Origin of the sequence: Gemmatimonas sp. UBA7669 (genome assembly GCF_002483225.1) — a bacterium.
Classification (GTDB): domain Bacteria; phylum Gemmatimonadota; class Gemmatimonadetes; order Gemmatimonadales; family Gemmatimonadaceae; genus Gemmatimonas.
Genome location: NZ_DLHL01000005.1, coordinates 1 through 19,153, shown reverse-complemented (window position 1 = coordinate 19,153; position 19,153 = coordinate 1). Strand labels below are relative to the sequence as shown.

General features: G+C 63.4%; 11 protein-coding genes. 6 read left to right on the top strand and 5 right to left on the bottom strand.

Translation table 11 applies throughout. From position 1 onward, the window contains the following. Window positions 1-178: 178 nt before the first annotated feature. Together B2747_RS01690 and B2747_RS01685 are read right to left on the bottom strand one after the other, a co-directional pair. On the bottom strand, window positions 179-1,303 hold the full coding sequence (locus B2747_RS01690) for an MBL fold metallo-hydrolase (RefSeq protein ID WP_291156013.1): 1,125 nt from the start codon (window positions 1,301-1,303) through the stop codon (window positions 179-181). Beyond that, window positions 1,276-1,881: a TetR/AcrR family transcriptional regulator gene (locus tag B2747_RS01685; RefSeq protein WP_291156010.1), complete on the bottom strand. Its 606-nt coding sequence runs from the start codon at window positions 1,879-1,881 to the stop codon at window positions 1,276-1,278. Before B2747_RS01685 ends, B2747_RS01690 begins: the two co-directional genes overlap by 28 nt. 222 nt (window positions 1,882-2,103) lie before the next feature. On the opposite strand from B2747_RS01685, the gene B2747_RS01680 reads away from it, so the two are divergent. Continuing rightward, window positions 2,104-2,598 carry a hypothetical protein gene (locus B2747_RS01680; protein WP_291156007.1) on the top strand — a complete coding sequence of 165 codons (495 nt, stop codon included), beginning with the start codon at window positions 2,104-2,106 and terminating at the stop codon, window positions 2,596-2,598. Window positions 2,599-2,611: 13 nt separating this feature from the next. Here the strand turns inward: B2747_RS01680 and B2747_RS01675 are convergent, their stop codons facing one another. The 3 genes from B2747_RS01675 to murB form a co-directional block, all read right to left on the bottom strand. Next, window positions 2,612-3,991, bottom strand: a complete 1,380-nt coding sequence (locus tag B2747_RS01675) for a hypothetical protein (RefSeq protein WP_291156004.1) — start codon at window positions 3,989-3,991, stop codon at window positions 2,612-2,614. 297 nt (window positions 3,992-4,288) lie between these two features. After that, complete coding sequence (locus B2747_RS01670) at window positions 4,289-8,041, bottom strand: TonB-dependent receptor (RefSeq protein WP_291156001.1); 3,753 nt, start codon at window positions 8,039-8,041, stop codon at window positions 4,289-4,291. A gap of 137 nt (window positions 8,042-8,178) precedes the next feature. Continuing rightward, window positions 8,179-9,123, bottom strand: a complete 945-nt coding sequence (gene murB, locus B2747_RS01665) for a UDP-N-acetylmuramate dehydrogenase (RefSeq protein WP_291155998.1) — start codon at window positions 9,121-9,123, stop codon at window positions 8,179-8,181. 231 nt (window positions 9,124-9,354) lie between these two features. On the opposite strand from murB, the gene B2747_RS01660 reads away from it, so the two are divergent. The 5 genes from B2747_RS01660 (at window position 9,355) to B2747_RS01640 (ending at window position 16,168) form a co-directional block, all read left to right on the top strand. Next, window positions 9,355-10,737 carry a M16 family metallopeptidase gene (locus tag B2747_RS01660; protein ID WP_291156016.1) on the top strand — a complete coding sequence of 461 codons (1,383 nt, stop codon included), beginning with the start codon at window positions 9,355-9,357 and terminating at the stop codon, window positions 10,735-10,737. Continuing rightward, window positions 10,734-12,170 carry a M16 family metallopeptidase gene (locus B2747_RS01655; protein WP_291155995.1) on the top strand — a complete coding sequence of 479 codons (1,437 nt, stop codon included), beginning with the start codon at window positions 10,734-10,736 and terminating at the stop codon, window positions 12,168-12,170. The genes B2747_RS01660 and B2747_RS01655 overlap by 4 nt, the downstream gene beginning before the upstream one ends. Window positions 12,171-12,306: 136 nt before the next feature. Further along, on the top strand, window positions 12,307-13,818 hold the full coding sequence (locus B2747_RS01650) for a Gfo/Idh/MocA family protein (protein WP_291155992.1): 1,512 nt from the start codon (window positions 12,307-12,309) through the stop codon (window positions 13,816-13,818). Beyond that, a complete protein-coding gene (locus B2747_RS01645) occupies window positions 13,815-15,311 on the top strand; it encodes a M20/M25/M40 family metallo-hydrolase (protein WP_291155989.1) in 1,497 nt (498 codons plus the stop codon). Before B2747_RS01650 ends, B2747_RS01645 begins: the two co-directional genes overlap by 4 nt. 11 nt (window positions 15,312-15,322) lie before the next feature. Then, window positions 15,323-16,168, top strand: a complete 846-nt coding sequence (locus tag B2747_RS01640; protein ID WP_291155986.1) for a D-hexose-6-phosphate mutarotase — start codon at window positions 15,323-15,325, stop codon at window positions 16,166-16,168. Window positions 16,169-19,153 lie beyond the last annotated feature (2,985 nt).

Sequence of the window (19,153 nt, the reverse complement as noted above, 5' to 3'; positions counted from 1 at the left end):
CACACAAAATTCTGAACACCCTCGCTGTTTCCGCTCAATCCGTGTCATCCGCGATGAAGGACCCCGACCACAACCCCGACCCCGACCGCTGTTCTCTGCGACCTCTGCGGTTCTCCTGCAGTTCTCTGCGTGAGCTGTTGACGATCGAGCAGCCAACTCGGCGCTCAGTGCAGCAAGCTCAACGCCCCCACCACCGCACGTCAGGCGTTGCACCACCCACGACCATCGCCTCGCCAGGACGCGGAGTTGCAACAAGCAGGTCATGCGCGGCGGCCGCCCGCGTGAGCCGCGCAATGGGATCATCCCACGCGTGATACGCGAGATTGAACAATCCCCAATGCACCGGCAGCAGCGTTGTGCCGCGCAGCGCACGATGTGCCGCGACGGCCTGCTCCGGAGTCAGGTGCCAGTCGGGCCAGCCGTCACCGTAGGCGCCCACTTGCATGAGCGTGAGATCAAACGGCCCCAGCTTCTCACCAATGGCTTCGAACGCCGGCATCATGCCCGTGTCGCCCGAGTAATACACCCGCTGCGTGGCCGTGCTCAGAGCCCAACCCGCCCACAGCGTGGCGTCGCGATCCAGCAGCGTGCGACCTGAGGCATGACGTGCGGGCGTGGCCGTGAAGGTCACGCCGCCAATGGCCTGCGACTCCCACCAGTCCAGCTCCACGATGCGCTCGGGCGCCACGCCCCAATGTTCGAGATGTGCACCCACACCAAGCGGCACGAGAAAGCGCGTGTGACGATTGGCCGGATTGCCGATCAGCGCGGTAATGGTGGGGTGATCGAGATGGTCGTAGTGGTCATGCGAAATGAGCACCACATCGACGCTGCCCAGTGCGTCCAGTGACACTGGCGGCGCGTACCAGCGCGACGGCCCCACAAAGGACAGCGGCGAGGGTCGCTGACCCCACATGGGGTCAATGAGGATCTGCAGACCCGCGACACGCACACGCAGCGAGGAGTGTCCGTACCACGTCACTTCAAACTGCTGTGCATCGGCGGGGGCGCTGGCTGCGGCGTCCGTCACCACCGGCAACGGCGTGTCGGGCACGCTGCGTGCACTGCGAGTGAACAGGCCGCGCAGCATGAGGCCGTAGTTCTCACGCATGGCCTGCTCGTTCACGAATCGGCCGTCACGCACCTGCGGCGATGCAGCCATGCGCTCGGCACGAAGCAAGCTGCTTGGCGATGTGCCAATGCCGGGACCAAAGCGGTATGCGCCAAAGGCGCTCCAACCGGAAACAATCGTGGCAGACATGAGCAGGACGAAGATCAGCAGGAACCAGCGGAGGAGGCGCACAGGATGCGGGTGGCGAGGGCGATTTGCGCGCGAAACTCGGCGCGGGTGGCCACGCTGTGTTTGCTGCCCCGTCCCACGGCCAACAACATCTGCGCGGAGTCGGCCGCCGAAACGCCGCGTGCGGCGAGGGACGGGGCCACCGATGACCCTTCGATGGCCTGGGTCAGCGCGGCGGCGAACTGCGTTTCGTAGGCCTGCACATCGGCGCCAATGAGGGCGTGCCCGATTTCCGCGAGATCGGAGGCGTCTGACGATGCGATGCCCACGAACTGGCCCATCCAGATGTCGAAGGCCTCAGGCACCCGTTCGGTGAGCGGCTTGTCAGCGGTCAGCGCCACTCGCGCTGCGTTCAGTGCGCGAGCGAAATGGTGAATGGCGACCGCGCGAAAGAGCTGCTCCTTGCCCGGGAAGTGCAGGTAGAGCCCCTGGCGGGAGATGTCCGCGGCGGCCGCCACGTCCTGCATGGAGGTCTTGCGGTAGCCAAAGCGCAGGAACACCGGCAGTGCCGCGTCGAGGATGGCGGCAACCCGGGGGTCGGTGGTTGGCTCCTCAGCAGGAGACGAAAGGATGTCGATCATGTGGACAAACTTTACAGACTAGGCCAATAATGTCAACTCTTACAAGAGTCCGTGTGGCTGAGAGATCCAGAACTGCCTTGTCGCGGATTTCACGGATGAGGCGGAAACAGCACGGATAAACAACTACAAAGCTTTTCATCCGTGCTGTTTCCGCCCAATCCGCGTCATCCGCGACAAGGCGGTTCAACCCAACCAGCCCCCAAAATGAACTATCTTGAACAGATGCCCTCGACCACCCGACGCTGGCGCCTAGCGCTCGCCTTGTCGCTCTCGGCGACCGCCGCCGGCTGCGCCCCGTCGAGCGGCCACGACCAGCCGGCCGCCACCGACACCACAGCGGCGTCCACGGACGGCCAAGTGTCGTCCGCCCTCCCGCGCCTGCCGAAATTCGGCAACCCCGCGGCCGTGGACTCCGGCCCACCCCTGGCCGTGCAGCACACCGCCACCGGCGCTAAGCTTGCGGTCAACCCGCGGCCCGGCGATCAGATCAATGCGCTGCTGCCACCATTCATTGAAACGGACGACGGCCGGCGCCTCCAGTTCGAAGGGCCGGCCGTCACCGAGGACAGCGCGTATTTCGTTGGGGCGGTCACCACGCTGGTGGCAGATTCCCTGCTACCACTGCGCGGCACCCTGCACACGAGCTACTGCAAGGCCGGCGAACGACTCTGCCGCAGCGCCAGGCGCGCGGTGCAAGTCGACACGCCCAAGAATTAGTCGTTACCGGTCCTTACGGATTGATCTTCGCCGCTTCGAGGATGGTCTTGCCATCCGCGCGCGACTGCAGGTAGACAACACCACCCGGGCCGAAGCCCACGATGCTGCGTCCCTCGGGCACCAGCACACGCTCCACCGCTTCGCCCTGCGCGTTGAGCACATCGTACACCGTGCCCGCCGGCTGCGGCTTGGTGGGAATGGTGGACAGCCACAAGCGACCATCGGCATCCGCGCGCAGACTGTTGGCAAAAAACGCGGGCTGGTAGTCGGGCAACTCGCTCGGGCTCACATAGGTGAAGTTGGGCGCCACCACCTGCGGCGCGCGCACCGGTCCGCCAGGCCCACCACCATCGCCGCGCATTTCGAAGCGCATCACCACCTGCGGCGCGGCACCACCACCGCCGGCGCCGCCACCCATGGCTGAACCGAAGGCCCGCGCGATGTCCTGGCCCTGACCCGGATTGGCCGCCAGCTGCCGCTCGCGAATGGCCTTCACCGAGTCGATGAGTTTGATCTTGTCCACATCGGTCATGCGCTTCCAGTCGAACGCCACCTTGGGTGAAGCGCGCTTTTCGCCGTTGGCCGACACCCAATCCACGTGATAGTCGCGGCCGCGCACGATGGCGATGTCGCCAGATGGTGTGACGGTCCACTCGTCCACGACCGGCAGCGGATTGATTTCGATGGACGGCTGCAGCTTGCCGTCTTCGGTGGTGTTCATCGTGGTGCGCGTGTTGGGCACCTTCATGTACGCCAGCGTGTCGAGCACACGCGTCTGCAGATTGACACGCACCACGGGCATGGTGTCGGGCATGGCCGGCATCTGGGGGGCGCCACCACTCGTGCTGCTGGCACGGAACTGCATGGCCGGCCGACCGCGATACACCAGATGACCATTGCTGTAGTACGCGCCGCCAAGGCCCGCACTGGCCAGCATCATGGCGTCCTGCGAACGCGGCACCGACATCACACGTGCCACCTCGCCGCTTGGCGTGATGACGAGCATGGACAGCGATTGCGCGTCCACGAACAGCGTGCTGTCTCCGCGGAAGGCAATGAGATTGCCGGGATTGGCGCCGTAGGCGTTGGCCGTGGCAGCCGTGGTGTCGGCTACCACCTTCACCACCGACAGCTTCTCATCGAGCAGCACGACACGACGATTCACCACGTCGTTGACGAGCGCACGCCCACCGGGCAGGGCCCGCAGGTTGCTCACCACACCAAAGGGCTCGGTGCTGGTGGCGGTGACTGGTCCAAGCGGGCGAATGGCCGGTCGTGAACCGGCCGGTGCGGGCGTGAGCGTCTGGGCGTCTGCCACAATGCTGCTTGCGCCAAGCAACAACAGGGCAGCGCCGAGGCGCTGCCGCGAAGTAGGCCGTGAACGAGAAGGCATGGTGAGTGTCGGGTGCGGGTGGAGGGTGAACATGGGAGCGGGTCACCGCGAGATCGCCAACAGCTCACGCAGAGAAGAGGAGGAAAGGAGGGCGCAGAGAGAAGCCGTCCAAGCAAAAGGACAGTGTTTTAGACGGGGTGGAGACGGAACGGATCAGAAATGAGTATCCAACACGAATGATCCGTTCCTCTGCGTTCTCTGCGGTTCTCTTGCAGTTCTCTGCGTGAGCTGTTGACGGTTTGGCCGCTTGACGGCAGCCACTAGAAACACGGAAAAGACTGGATGTAAAGTCAGCGCTCATCGCATGATGATGGTGGTGGCCCCGCCACCACTCATGCCGCCAATGAACGCACCACCCATACCACCCATGCCGCCCATCATGGTGGTACCACCACCACCGGCCGTGCCTGAACGAATGGACTTGAGGTAGCGGTCGTCGAGCGCGGTGGCGATGAAGGGCGGCAGCTTGCGCCGCTGCTCCACCGACAGCAGGCCCTTCACCGCCGGCGCGTAGTTGCGCAGGATGTCGATGCTGGCCTCGCGCGCCTTCACGTACTGCCAGTACACACGATCCCGATCGTAGCCATCGGGCAGCGCCGCAAACTGCTTGGCAATGGGCGCCCAGATCGAATCGAGCCGCACCATGAAGCGACGGTTCATCGTGGCCAGGCTGTCCGCCTGATCGGCCGAGAGCCGCAGCGTGTCCTGGTCGCGCAGAATGGTGGCCAGCGGATTGGGGACACCGCCGTTGCCGAACTGCGCCTTGATGAGTGCCTCGGGCGCCTTGGTGCCCGTGGTGCGGCGGCCACGATCGAGCGCCTGCGTGAGCATCTGTCGCTCGCGCGTGGGACCAATGTCGTAGCGCAGCATCATGCTGACCGTGACCGGCGCGCGGAACTGCTGGAACTGCGGATTGGTGGCGCCGAAACGCTGGTTGACCTCGTACTTGAACTGCCGCGCCACCGGATCGAAGCCCCGCACATAGAGCAGGGTGGGGTCCACAAAAATCTGCTGACCCCAGCCGCGCAGATTGTCCTGCCCGTGCAGCAGCAGGTCGGCCGCGCCGAGCGGGTTGGACACGTTGAAGGTCAGGTTGGCGCGCTGCGGCAGACGCAGCTTGAGCGGATTGAAGGACACACTCAAGTTGGCCGAGCTGGTCCACGGACCCTGGCAGCTGTTGCGATCGGCCAGACGGCCCAGCTGCGCGCGCAGACAGTTGCGCGCCACACCGCTGCTGTTGTCCAGCAGCGTCTGCATCTGTGATGCGAGGGCGGCGTCGCCGGTGCGCGCGGGGTCGAACACAAAGGCCCGATCGTTGCTGTAGCCGTCGCCGTTGACGTCGCCGCCAATGCCCGGCGTGAACGGGTTGCCGGAGCGGAACTGCCCGAACCAGCTCAGGCGAATGAGATCGAAGGCGTTCCAGTTGAGCGTGTAGGTGATCTGATGCCGCGAATCAAACGAGGCGCGCGAGCTCCCAATGGCGAAGGGATCACCCACCGTGCTCTGGAAGCCGCGGAACTCCTCGCGCACATTGCCGTAAGTGTAGCTCGCGTTCCAGCTGAACTGGCTGTTGAACTGCATGGGTGAGACACGCACGGAGAACTGCGCGCTGCGTGACTGGAGGTCGCTGAGTTGCCGCGTGACACGCTGATACTCCGGTACTCGGCGGCCGTCGCCGGCGGCAATGCCACCGGTGAGCGGCACGATGCTGGCGGCGTCGACATACACCGGTCGTCCGTCTTCGGCACTCAGGCTGAAGCGCTGCTGGCCAGCGAAGTTGCGGTCCACGAAGCTCGCCTGGTTGAGATTGAGCGAGTAGGTGGCGTCGAAGGTGGCATTGAGCCGGTTGTAGAGCACCGGTCCCGACCAGCTGAGATTGGAGCGCACGCTGCGTGTCGGCATGAAGGCCTCGTCGAACAGCGATACATTGGGCACGGCGTTGTTGAACACCGAGCCCATGCTGCCGTCGGCGCAGCGTGAGGGAATGTTGGACGGATCGGCAAAGGCGGCCCAATTGGCCGCGGGAATGGCGGCGCCCACACACGCGAGCTGCTGAATGGCCGAGGGCAAGCCGGTGTTGTCGATGGCACCGCCCACGAGCGTGGCCTGCGGCATGTTCTGAAACACGCCAATGCCACCACGCACCACCGCCCGCGGACCGCGGAAGGCGCCCGCGAAGGCCCCAATCTGCGGCGCCGTGCCGTACTGCCAGGAGAAGCCAAGCCGCGGACTCAGATACAGTCCATCAGGTACGCGGTCGTTGCGCACGCCGAGACGCTCGAGCAGCGCCGTGTTGGCCGTAGGCACATCCAGAAAGCGATTGCCGTCAACGCGAAGACCATACTGAATCTGCAGGGTGGGCGAGTACCGATAGGAGTCACCCAGCGACACGGCGCCAATGAGCATGCTCGCGTCGCGTTCACGCGGTGAGAGCGTGCGCGTATACGCCACGGGAATGCCCGCCGCGAGATCCGCCAGGGAGTTGTAGCTGTAGGTGCCAAGCCGGTTGACGGTCTGGTCCTGTGTGGAGCCGTCGCGTCGGATTTCGGTGGCGAGCTTGAGTCGATGCTTGTTGTTGGCGCTGAACCACGAGAGTGTGTTCATGGCCATGAGGCTGTTCGATCCCTGCGAAGTGCCCAGGAACTGATTGCCGCCAAAGGCGAGATTCTGCAGACCCAGCGTACCGTCGTCGAACTGACTGTTCACGCGTACGCGTCCGCCCGGCAGGTTGAGATAGGGCGTGCCCTCATTCTGACTGGCATTCACGCCCACCGAGGTTTCCGTGAGGATGTTGACGCTGCCGAAGGTCAGGTAGGCGGAGTGACGGCCCTGCACACCAGCGTTCCACATGTTGCGGTCACCACCGGCATTGGGCAGCGAGGTGGTGAGGCCACCGGCGGGGTTCTGTTTGTTCCACGAGCCGTTGAACGTGAGATTGAACGCGGTGCCCGAGGTGCTCGTGGGCGGCGCAAAGTCGAAGGCGCCAAGAATGGAGCCCTGATCGGACAGTCGGCTGCCGGGAATGCCACCGGCCGCCAGCGGCACCGCGTTGCTGCCCAGAATGTTCATGAGGCGCATGACGGAATCGCGCGCCACGCCACTGGCCTTGAGGCCGGCGTCGGACATGTTGAGCAGTGTCTGCAGGTCATTGCTTCGACGGCCCAATTGGAAGGCCACGTTGTAGAACGCCTTGTCGAACACCAAGGGGCCGGACACGGAACCACCCAGTGACCCGTTGCTGTACTGCTGTCCGGTGGCGCGTGCCGCGCGGTCCATGAACTGCAACTGCGGGGCATCACCCACAAAGCTCAACCCGCGATTGCGGAAGTTGCTGCCTGACCGGGTGCGCAGACCCATTTGCCCACCACTGAAACCGCCGCGCGACACATCGTATGGACTGGTGATGAGGCCCGACGACACGCCGGCATCACGCGGCAGACCATTGCCGCCGAAATTCATGCCGTTGAGCGTGGTGTTGTTCTGATCGGCGCCGAGGCCCATGACGGAGTAGCCGTTGCTGCCATCCATGCCGGGCACGAGTTGCACACCGGGCAGCGTGGCGGCCATGGCGGCCAGGTCACCCATCTGATCGGGTGGCAGCGCGGCCATGTTGTTGATGATGCGCTCCGTGCCGCCCACGTCCTGATTGGTTTCGTTGCGCGAGACACGCTGACGGTCGGCCGTAACCTGCATGGCATCGAGCACCGTACCCACGGGGGTGAGCTTGGCATCGGCCAGCAGCACGTCTTCATCGGCCACGCGCTTGACCTCAAAGCGCTTGAGCGCGTAGCCCACCGCCGTGACGGTGACCATGTAATCACCGTCGCCATTGGGAAAGGTGACGGTGAAGCGACCGTTGCGGTCGGTGCGGGCGGGACGGTTCACATTGCCCGAGATGGACGTCACCAGAATGGCCACGTTCTCGAGCGGTTCGTTGTTGGCGCCGGTGATGCGTCCGCGGATCACGTCCACGGTTTGAGCCAGGGCGGGTGGGGCCGCCAGCAGACTCAGGCACCAAAGCCAGGCCCACAGGATATGTCGACGGGACACGACAGTCGGGGTCGAGGGGGAAACGGGGTTTCCTGCTGGGACACAGCCCGCGTCCACTGGGTTTCCCGTACCTTCCGCCACCTACCGTTGCCAGATCTGTTGCCGGGGGTGCTGCTGCCAGACCCGGCAAAACCCCGTCAGAACTCCCCGATCATCCCGATCTCGGTTTCCAGCCGCTGGCCAAAGCGCTCGAACACTGCCGTCTGGGCGTGCGCAATGAGCGCCCGCACATCGGCCGCCGTGGCGCCACCCAGATTGACCATGATGTTGGCGTGCATGTGCGAGATCTGCGCGCCCCCCATGCGGAATCCCTTGAGGCCGCACTGATCGATGAGACGGCCCGCGCCCACGCCCTCGATCTTCTTGAAGATGGACCCGGCGCTGGGATGCACCTCCAGCCAGGGATGACGCGCGCCGCGCCAGGCGAGGTTTTCCTGCAGCACACGATGCAGACGCGCCGGATCGTCGGCGCTGAGTTGAAAGCGCGCGGCCAGCACAATGTCGCGCCGATGATGAAACACACTGTCGTCGTACCCGAACTGCATGTAGTCGGCGTCGACGGTGCGTCGTGTGCCGTCTTCCGCGAGAATGTCGCAGTCGCGGAAGACCTCACTGATGAACATGGTGCGTTCGCGCTCGGGTGCCGGCGAGAGAAAATGCAGATTCTGCCACAGCGCGCCGCCCACCGTGCTCGGAATGCCGATGTAGTGTTCGAGTCCCGACCAGCCCGCGCGCACGGTGTCGAGCACGAGCTGCTGCACCACGGCGCCGCTTTCCGTGTGCAACACGCCGTCCGGCGTCACGTGATGCTGCGTGGCGCGATTGCGAATGACCAACCCGCGCACACCACGATCACCCACCAGAATGTTGGCGCCGAGGCCCAGCACGAACCACGGCATGTGGGACTCGCGCGCGGCGGTCACCGCCTGTGCCAGGTCCTCGGCGCTCGTGGCCTCGTAGTACCAGTCGGCCGGCCCGCCAATACGAAAGGTGGTGAATGGCGCCAGCGGCACCTGGGCGCGCAGGCGGGAGGCGTCGAGGCCGGCGAGGGCCGCGGGCGTGTGGGGGGCATGCGAGGACATGGCGGGAATCTATCGCCCGGTCCATTCATGACGATCCGGGCCCGTCACGGGAGACCGCGGGGATCGGGTTATCCTACAGCGGGGTATGTTCGCAGCCGGTGGGGTGCCAGGGGTGGCGCCGCCGCCCACGTCTTCAACCGTCTGTCCATGTTCCTGACTTTCATAGACCGGCACAGCTCAGAGCCTCGCTTCCGCCCCCGGTCGTGGGTGCGGCGCCTGGCCGTGGCCGGAATGCTGGCCTTTGCGGCGCCGCTGTATGCGCCACCGGCCACGCTGGCCGCGCAATCGCGCGCCGAACTGCAGAAGGTGCTCAAGCGCACCGTGCTGGCCAACGGGCTCGAAGTCGTGGTGGTGGAAAACCACGGTGTGCCCATTGCCACGCTCGAAATCAATGTGCGCAACGGGGCCTTCACGCAGTCGCCCGAGTACAACGGCCTCGCGCACATGTACGAGCACATGTTCTTCAAGGCCAACAAGGACCTGCCCTCGGCCGAGGCCTTCACCGATCGCGCCGGCGAGCTGGGGGCGGTGTTCAACGGCACCACTCAGGAAGAGCGCGTCAACTATTACCTCACGCTGCCTGCCGACTCGGTGGCCGGTGGTCTGCGCTTTCTCGCCAGTGCGCTCATCAATCCGCTCTTTCTCGAGGATGAGCTCAAGCGCGAGAAGGAAGTGGTGCTGGGCGAGTACGACCGCAACGAGGCGCAGCCCGGTTTTCATTGGCAGCAGAAGGCCACGGACCTGCTGTATCCGGGTCAGACCAGCCGCAAGAACACCATCGGCGACCGCACGGTACTGGCCAACGTCACGTCGGCGCAGATGCGCGAGATCCAGCGCAAGTACTACGTGCCCAACAACTGCGTGCTGATCGTGACGGGCGACGTGGTGCCCGAGCGCATCTTTGCGCTGGCGCAGGAGGTGTTTGGCAGTTGGCCGCGCGGCGCCGATCCTTTTGTGGCCGATCCCATTCCGCCCATTCCCGCGCTCGATGGCAACAAGGCGCAGATTGCCGAAGAGCCCATTGGCGTGGTGGCGGTGCTCATTCAGTGGCAGGGCCCGAGTGTGGGCAAGGACCCGGGTGCCACGTTTGCGGCCGACGTGTTCAGTGATGTGCTCAACACACCGGGCAGCACATTTCAGAAGAACCTGGTGGACTCGGGGCTCTGGCAGGGCATTGGGGTGAACTACTACACCCTCAATCAGGTGGGGCCCATTTCCATCAGTGGCCAGACCACGCCAGACAAGTTCCGCGCCGCCATGGCGGCGCTCGAGCGTGAACTCGCGCGCTTCACCGACCCCAGCTACATCACCCCGCGTGAACTCGAGGCCGTGAAAGCGCAGCGCGCCGTGTCGAGTGCCTTTGGCATTGAAAAGGCCTCGGAGATTGCGCACACGATTGGCTTCTGGTGGAGTGTGGCCAATCTCGACTACTTCATGAGCTACACCGACCAGATGGCCCAGCAGCGCATCACGGATCTCATGCGCTATACGCGCACCTACATCGCGGGCAAGCCGCGCGTGGTGAATGTGCTGCTTTCCAGTCAGGCGCGGCGGCAGACCGGCCTCACCGAGCGTGAGCTGCTCTCGCCCATCAAGGCGGAGATCCGGCCATGAGGCGTCACACCTGCATGCGTCATGTCCTGTGTGCCGCGTTCATCGGGTCGGCGCTGATTGGGCACGACGCGTCCGGCCAGAGCACGGGAACCCGCACGCCGCCGCGTCGTCCCGCCACGCGCGCGCCGGCAAAGCCCGCCTCGGCTCCAACGGCCCGGCCGGCAGAACCGCCGCCGTCTCCCGCCATCATGGGCGATGACTCGCTCACCATGAAGTTCGAGGTGAGCGGCATTCCCGTCATTCTGCGTCAGGTGACGGCCAACAACGTGGTGGCCGCCAACCTGTACCTGCTTGGTGGTGTGCGGCAGCTGACGCCCGCCACGCAGGGCATCGAGCTGGTGCTGCTGGAGGCCAGTGAGCGGGGCACACGCAAGTATCCGCGCGATCTGCTGCGCAGCAAGATGGCCGCGCTGGGCAGCGCCATTGGCGTGAGCGGTGGTGTGGACTGGACCTCGGTCGGGTTGCGTGCCACCACCACCGGGTTCGACAGCACCTGGGCCATCTTTGCCGATCGCATCATGGCGCCGCGTCTCGACGCGGCCGATGTGGACCTGGTGCGTGAGCAGATTGCCGTGGCCATGAGTCAGCGTCGCGACAGTCCCGATGCGCAGCTTGACTATCTGGCTGACAGCATGGCCTTTGTCGGACACCCCTACGGTCTCGAGCCGGCGGGTACCGAGGCCTCCCTGCGCAGTCTCACGGTGGAGGCGCTGCGCGCGTATCACAGCTCGCAGATGGTGACCTCGCGCATGATGCTCGTGGTGGTGGGCAACGTGTCGCGCAGCAAAGTGGAGCGGCTGGTGCGGGAATCACTGGGCCGTTTGCCGCGCGGCAACTACGCCTGGACACTGCCCGATCCGCCGCAGGACTTGCCGGCCGGTTATGTGGTGGAACCCAGGCAGCTGCCCACCAACTATCTGCAGGGCTACTTCCACGGGCCCAAAGCCACCAGCGCCGATTACAACGCCCTGCGACTGGCCTGCGCCGTGCTCTCGGGGCGGCTCTTCGGGGAAATCCGCCAGCGCCGCAATCTTACCTACTCGGTGAATGCGCCCTTCGTGGAGCGTGCCTTCTCCGTGGGCGGACTGTACGTGACCACCACCCAACCCGACGAGGTGCTGGCCATCATGCAGCAGCAGATCCGTGCGCTGCAGGAGGGCATCATCACCCAGGAAGGGCTCGAACTGCTCAGGCAGCAGTTCATCGTCACCTACTTCCTGGACAACGAGACCAACGCCGACCAGGCCAACATGCTCGCGCGCGCCGAACTGTATCAGGGAGACTTCCGGCGGGCGTCGCGTTTTGTGCAGGAACTGCGCGCGGTCACGCCGGAGGACATCCAGCGGGCGGCTCGCACTTACATGACGCGGGTGCGCTGGGCGTATGTGGGCGACCCCAAACAGGTGACGCCGGCGCGGTTGCTGCGATTCTGACCGCGCGTACATTGGACGGACCGCTCATCTGACGGATGGGCGGTCCGTTTCGCATATCTCTGCATATACAACCTGTGTTACCGCAGGCCGCTCGGCCTGTTTGCGTCAGCCCCCTCCCCCTCCGCACCTCCCGCCCATGTCCCAGCCGTTTTCGCGCCGCGATTTTGTGGCCACGTCGTCTACACTCGCCATGGGTGCCATGATCGTGCCCCGCCATGTGCTGGGCGGTCAGGGGTATCAGGCGCCCAGCGCCACGCTCAACATCGCCTGCGTGGGCATCGGCGGCATGGGCATGAACAACATGGCGCAGATGCTCACGGACAACATCGTGGCGGTCTGCGACGTGGACTTCGGATACGTCGAGCGCAACATCGAGGGGCGGCTCAAGCCGCGGCAGGGTGAACCCACGCCACAGAATCTCAAGCTCGCTGAGGTGTACAAGGCGGCCGCCAAGTACACGGATTTCCGCGAGATGCTGAGCAAGCAGAAGGACATCGACGCGGTGATGATTGCCACGCCCGATCATCTGCATGCGCCAATCGCGCTCGCGGCCATGCAACTGGGCAAGCACGTGTACGTGCAGAAGCCGCTGGCCTACTCGGTGTACGAAACGCGTTTGCTGGCCAAGGCGGCGGCCGCCAATCCCAAGGTGGTCACGCAGATGGGAAATCAGGGCCACTCCATGGAGGGCTCGCATCGTGTCATCGAGGTGGTGCGCAGCGGCGTGCTCGGCAAGATCAAAGAAGTGCACGTGTGGACGGATCGCCCCGTGCGCTACTGGGCGCAGGGCATTCCGCGTCCGCGTCCAGCCAACGCGCCGGTGTCCACGCCCAATCCGCGTCCCACCTGGAACATGGGAACGGTGGACAACGCGGTGCGGTCCGCCATGGCGGCCAACGACCACACGCTGCCGCCGGGACTCAACTGGGATCTCTACCTCGGACCGGCGCCCGACCTCGCGTATCACCCGGCCTATCATCCGTTCGCGTGGCGCGGCTGGCTGGACTTCGGTGTGGGCGCCATCGGTGACATGGGCGCACATCTCATCGACCAGTCGTTCACCGCACTCGAGCTCACCTATCCCACCAGCATCACGGCCTCGTCGAGCCCCTGGGGTGGTGGCGCGCAGAACCCGGCCACCTATCCGCTGGCCATGATGGCTCAGTTCGAATTCCCGGCAGTCGGCAAGCGCGGCCCGGTGGATCTCTACTGGTACGATGGTGGCCTGCTGCCGCCGCGTCCCGCCATGCTGCCCGACGATGCGCCCATCTCGGCGCCCGGCAGTGACGGTGGTGGCGGCATGCTCGTTGGCGAGAAGGGTATCCTCATTCACGAGACCTACGGCAACCGGCCGCGCATCTATCCCGAGTCGGTGAGCAAGAAGGCCGAGACGGTGAAGCAGAGCATTCCTCGCATCACCGTGTCGCACGAACAGAACTGGATTCAGGCTTGCAAGGGTGAAGCCCAGGCCAGCTCGCCGTTTGCGCAGGCGGCGCCGCTTACGGAAACCATGCTACTGGGCATTGCGGCGCTGCGTGCAGGACAGGGGCGCAAGGTGCTCTACGACGCGCCGAACAAAGCGTTCACCAATGCGCCGGAAGCGAACAAGTTTCTCACGCGCGAGTACCGGAAGGGATGGGAGCTTTGAGCGGGCGTTCGTTGCCGGTGGCGCGGTGGGTGCCGGCGCTTGGTGTGAGTTTGTGCGCTGTGGCCCTGTGCGCGCGCCCTGCCTACGCGCAGGGCGCTACGCCGTGGACGGTGAGCACAGCGGCGCCAGCCGGTTTTGACAGAGCGCTCGCGCAGCGCACGGCCGAAGTGCACCTCACACGGCTCATCGGGCTCAACACGCAGAATCCGCCGGGTAACGAGCTGCTCACCGCGCAGTACTTCGACTCGGTGTTTGCCAGCATTCCCGGTGTAGAGCGGCATGTGCTGCCCGCCGCTGATGGTCGCGCCAACTTCGTGGCCCGTCTCAAGGCGCCCAACGCCAGCAAGCGCCCCGTGATCATCATGGGGCACATGGACGTGGTGGGCGTGGACAGTGCCAAGTGGAAGACGCCACCGTTCACGGCCACGCGGGTGAACGAAGCGGGCGTGGAGTATCTGTACGGTCGCGGCGCCATTGACGACAAAGGCATGCTGGCCACGGCCACGGCGGCCATGCAGCAACTGGCGGCGCGTCGTGATCAGCTCGACCGCGATGTGATCTTCATGGCCACGGCCGCCGAGGAAGGCGGACCGGAAGTGGGCATCGAGCACATGGTCACGCGGCACTACGATCTCATCAAGGATGCCGAGTTCGCGCTCAACGAAGGCGGGCGAGTGCGTGTGGCCGATGGTGTGGTCAAGTCGGTCAACATCCAGACCACCGAGAAGGTGTCGTATAACGTGGTGGCCTCGGCTACGGGCCCGAGTGGTCATGGCTCGGTGCCGTTGCCCGACAATGTGCTGGCAGCGCTTTCACGTGCGGTGCAGCGGGTGCATGCCTATCGCGCGCCGGTCAAGCTCAACGAAACCACGCGGCTCTACTTTGCGCGTCTCGCGCGCATCGAGAAGGACCCGGTCATGAAGGCGGCCATGCAGCGCATTTCCGCAACTGGCGCATCGGCTGCGCAGGTCAACGCGGCAGCAGTGGTGTTGTCGCGCGAGCCGCTGCACAACGCCGTGCTGCGCAGCGGGCAGTCGCTCACGCTGCTGCGTGGCGGTATTCGCAGCAACGTCATTCCCAGCGAGGCCAGCGCCACCTTCAACCTGCGTGTGTTGCCCAACGACGATGTGCGTGAGGTGGTGGCGGCCTTCAATCGCGTGGGCGGCGAGAAGCAGGTCACGTTTGCGCTGGACGGTGAGCCGCGCACGTCGCCGCCGGTGTCTCCGGTGAGCACGGCGCTGTACCGCGCCATGGAGTCGAGTGCCACGGCCATGGTGCCGAGCACCACGGTCATTCCGTTCATGAGCACGGGCGCCACCGATGGGGCGGCGCTGCGTGCCAAGGGTATCCCGACCTACGGCATTCTGCCCATGCCACTGCCCATGGAAGACGAACTGCGCATGCATGGCGACAACGAACGCGTTCCAGTGGCGGCGCTGGGTTGGGCCACGGAATTTCTCTATCGCACGCTCGTGCAGGTGACGGCCAAGTGAGTGGGGCGACCTTGGGTGAGCTGGCGGAAGTGGCGACGCCGTTTGTCGATGTCGAAGCAGTCGATGGTGCGTCGGTGCGTGTGTATCTCGACGGCGCGCAGGTGGCGTCGTGGATACCGGCCGGTGGAGATGAGCAGTTGTTCGTGAGCACTCGCGCGCAGTATGGCGCGGGGGTGAGCATCCGGGGCGGCATTCCGGTGTGCTTTCCGCAGTTCGGGCCGGGTCTGCTGCCACAACATGGTTTTGCGCGGCACTGTCGCTGGCGTGTGGTGGAGCTGGTACTCGGGGAGTTTGTCGTGCTGGAGTTGGGTCGCTGTGATCTGCCGGCCCAATGGCTGGAGCGCGCGGCAGCATGGCCGCATGAGTTCCAGGCGCAATTGCGCGTTGAAGTGAGCGGGTCGTCGCTCGAACTCACGCTGCAAGTGACCAACACCGACCGCGTGCCCTTCGAGTTCACGACGGCGCTGCATCCGTATTTCGCCGTGCGCGATGCGTTGACGGCGCGCGTGCATGGCTTGGCGGGCCTCAGCTATCGCGACGCACTGCAGGGTGGCGCCGAGTTCGTGGAGCGGGGTGATGCCGTGACGTTCCCGGGCAATGTGGATCGTGTGTACTACGGCGCGCCCGACGTGCTGGAGTTGCACGATGGCGACAGGGTGCTGCGCATCGAGAAGCGCGGCTTCCCCGACGCGGTGGTGTGGAACCCTGGCCCCGAGGGCACGGCATCGCGTGTGGACTTTGCGCCCGGGGATGAACGGCAGATGGTGTGTGTGGAGGCGGGGGCCATTCGCGAACCGGTGGTGCTTGAACCTGGTGCGGTGTGGCGGGGTACGCAGCGGATGGTCTGGCAGTCCTAGCTGAACGCTGCGCGGTGTTTCTACCAGTCAGACACAAGTGCCGCGCAGCCTTGGCGCTGCATGACGTCCTATCTCTCTGATTCTGCGTGAGCCATTAAGGCGTTGGTTCGCTTGACGAGTTCCCCGTCTTCGAGTTCACTAAAACAAGAATCGAGCAAGCGCCTTCTTTCAAAGGTAGTTCGCAGTAGACGCGTTGTTACAGGAGGATATCGTTCTCGTGACTGGATTGCCATTGCGTTGGAGCGTTCCTGAGTCGCGTCTATCCCGTAAGTGTTGACCGTCTACCGCAAAGTTAGACACGGGCAAGCTAAAGCCAGAGCTGGTTGTTCTAACCCAACCGACGAGTGTACACGCGATGTTCAGTATGAAGACACATAGGGCAAACGACCTATTGCCAAGATCGATTCGGCAGTCCTAAACTACTGATCAAATGCGGCCTCTCGAGAAGGTTGAAGAGACTAAGCCGCTCAGAACCTAGTCATATCCACATTCGCCAGTATTGGAGATCTCGATGCCAAATCGATTCCGCCTAGCCACAGCAACCCTCAGCGTTGCAACTCGACCGGCCTTCCGGCATTCTCTGTCGATGGCCGCGTTGCTGACTCCTCTGTTTTTGCAGGCTTGTCGAGATCTTCCGGAGCGCGTCGGCCCAACCGAGCCCCCCCCAAAGAGCGTGGTCGTTCAAGACATTGACGACGTAGGAAGAGACGGCGAGCACCTGTTTCGCTCCTTGAGTAGGGTCGCACCATCGAGCGCGGGATTCTACTACACCGAAGATGGTACATTGGTGGTTCGCGTTCGCGATGCGAAGGATGACGTGGCCAGTCTCGCGTTTGTTCGTGATCTCGTCCGTGCCAATCCTGGATACAATCCGGGCGGTGGTAAACTGGCACGCGGGTTTCGAGTAGAACGGTCGGAGTACACCTTTGTAGAGCTTGCAAACATCCGAAATCAGATATCCGAGAAGGTTCTTGGTTCAGTAGTGGGAGTCGTCACGGTTGACCTAGATGAGCGTGCAAATCGCGTTGTAGTTGGGACGCAGAGCACCGCTGACCGACTGCCGTTAACGCAAGCAGAAGTACAAAGAGCCCTTGGTGCGAGTTCAGCAACCGAAAGACTGGTTACCTATAAGTTGCAACAAAAATCGCAGTACATCGCTCATTCCGCACCACCGCTAACGCTGACCTCAGGCTCCTCAGATCCACTTGCAGGTGGTCAGCAAATAGTGAGAGGCGGTAGCCTAGATGGGTGTACGGTCGGTTTTGTTGCACAACGCAATGGCATACTCGGCTTTGTCACCGCGTCCCATTGTAGCTCCATGATGTTCTTTCCGGATTTTTCACAGTGGTCCATGCTACCAAACTCACCGCCAGTTCTAGCGATGGAATCGGTAGATCCATCGTACTATACCTGCGGTATTGCCGCATATAACTGCCGAGGTGCGGATGCGTTATTCGCATCCAGTACTGGGCAGCACCCAATGGCGGTTGGTAAGATCCTTCGGACCGTGAGCCTCGGAACTGGACTTCTAGACGTCAATCAGTCGAAGCCGTACTTCACCGCTATATACTCCCAAGACGACGTCTTACTCGGGCAAAATGTCGACATGATCGGCCGAACGTCTGGGTGGAGAACTGGAAACGTTGTCAGCACATGCATTGATCAGCTAATGGTACCCAATTGGCCGCAGTCCACTTCGACGTATCAAATTCGCTGCGCGGCTCAGGGTTCGTACGCGGCGGACGGAGGCGACAGCGGCGGGCCAATGTTCATCCGTGTACCTGGCCATCCCGAGATTCAGGGGTCTGAATTGCCGGGAGCTCCGTTTTGGACCGACGAGTTCGTTTCCATTGTCGGTATCCATAGTGGCCACGCGTTCGGGATGCGGTTCTTTTCCAAACTTGGGCGTATCAAGAGTGATCTCGGTGGGTCGTGGGTTATCACCGCTCCCGTGCCGGCGCTTCCTGCCGCTCCGCTCTCAACTTTTGTTACGGGTTCGACAGATGTCCTCGCGTCTTCATCGTGCAACCTGCGGTACGTCGCCAATGCAACTGGAGGACTTTGGAACACATACTCGTACACCTTCAATACGAGTGGTCAGATCAAGTTCCAGAATGGTCGCGAGATCATAGTTGCTTTTGCCTCCAACGGTTCGCATCACGTCTCGGTGACTGTGACAGACGGGAACAACAATACCGTTAGTCACTCGCTGACACTCATTGCGGGACCGAGCGGCATGGACTGCAATACCGTTTAGCCAGCGTCAAAGGCTATCATGGCTGAAAGTAGGTTTGCCGCCACGAGTTGAGACACAACTTCCGAATCGCAGCCGTTGTCTCACTCTTGGCGGCACATCGAACGATTCTGCGCCGTTCGAGTACGATACGCGCTACAACTCACTCCTTTGGCGGATCTCAGTAAACGAGGATGGCATGAAGAGATCAATAGCTAGCTTGGCCATTTTGGCCATCTTCGTTCTGCCTCGCGCGAGCGGTGCGCAACCTGGTGGTGGGCTTGTACTTGGAATTGGATGGCATGATACGAGAGGAGATACGTTTCGAGATGCGCAGGGTCCTGCAATGGACGCCAGTTACTCTGTTCCGGTACTCAAAAGGCCTCGGTGGTCCGCTGTGCTTGGCGCGGGAGGGACTTTGGTATCAGGACATTCGCGGTGTCTCATACTCCCCAACGGCGATTGCGCAAGAAATGGCGGTACCGCAGGACTGAACGCCTTGGTCGGCACCGCCGTTAATGCCGGACAGATTGAACTTCGGCTCGGTGTGGGCCCGGCGTTCTACCGAAACGAAAAGGTGTTCGCGAGAGGCACTCAATTGAGGCTCGACATACTGGATCGATCAGATGCAAAGGTAGCGTTCGGTATCTGGTCGCGCATTACTGTCGTACCTCGGAGTCAGGGTGTTGAGCGAGACATGTTGGCGATCGGAGCCCAGTTGAGGGTCCGTTAGCAGGATGCTGAAAAAGCTG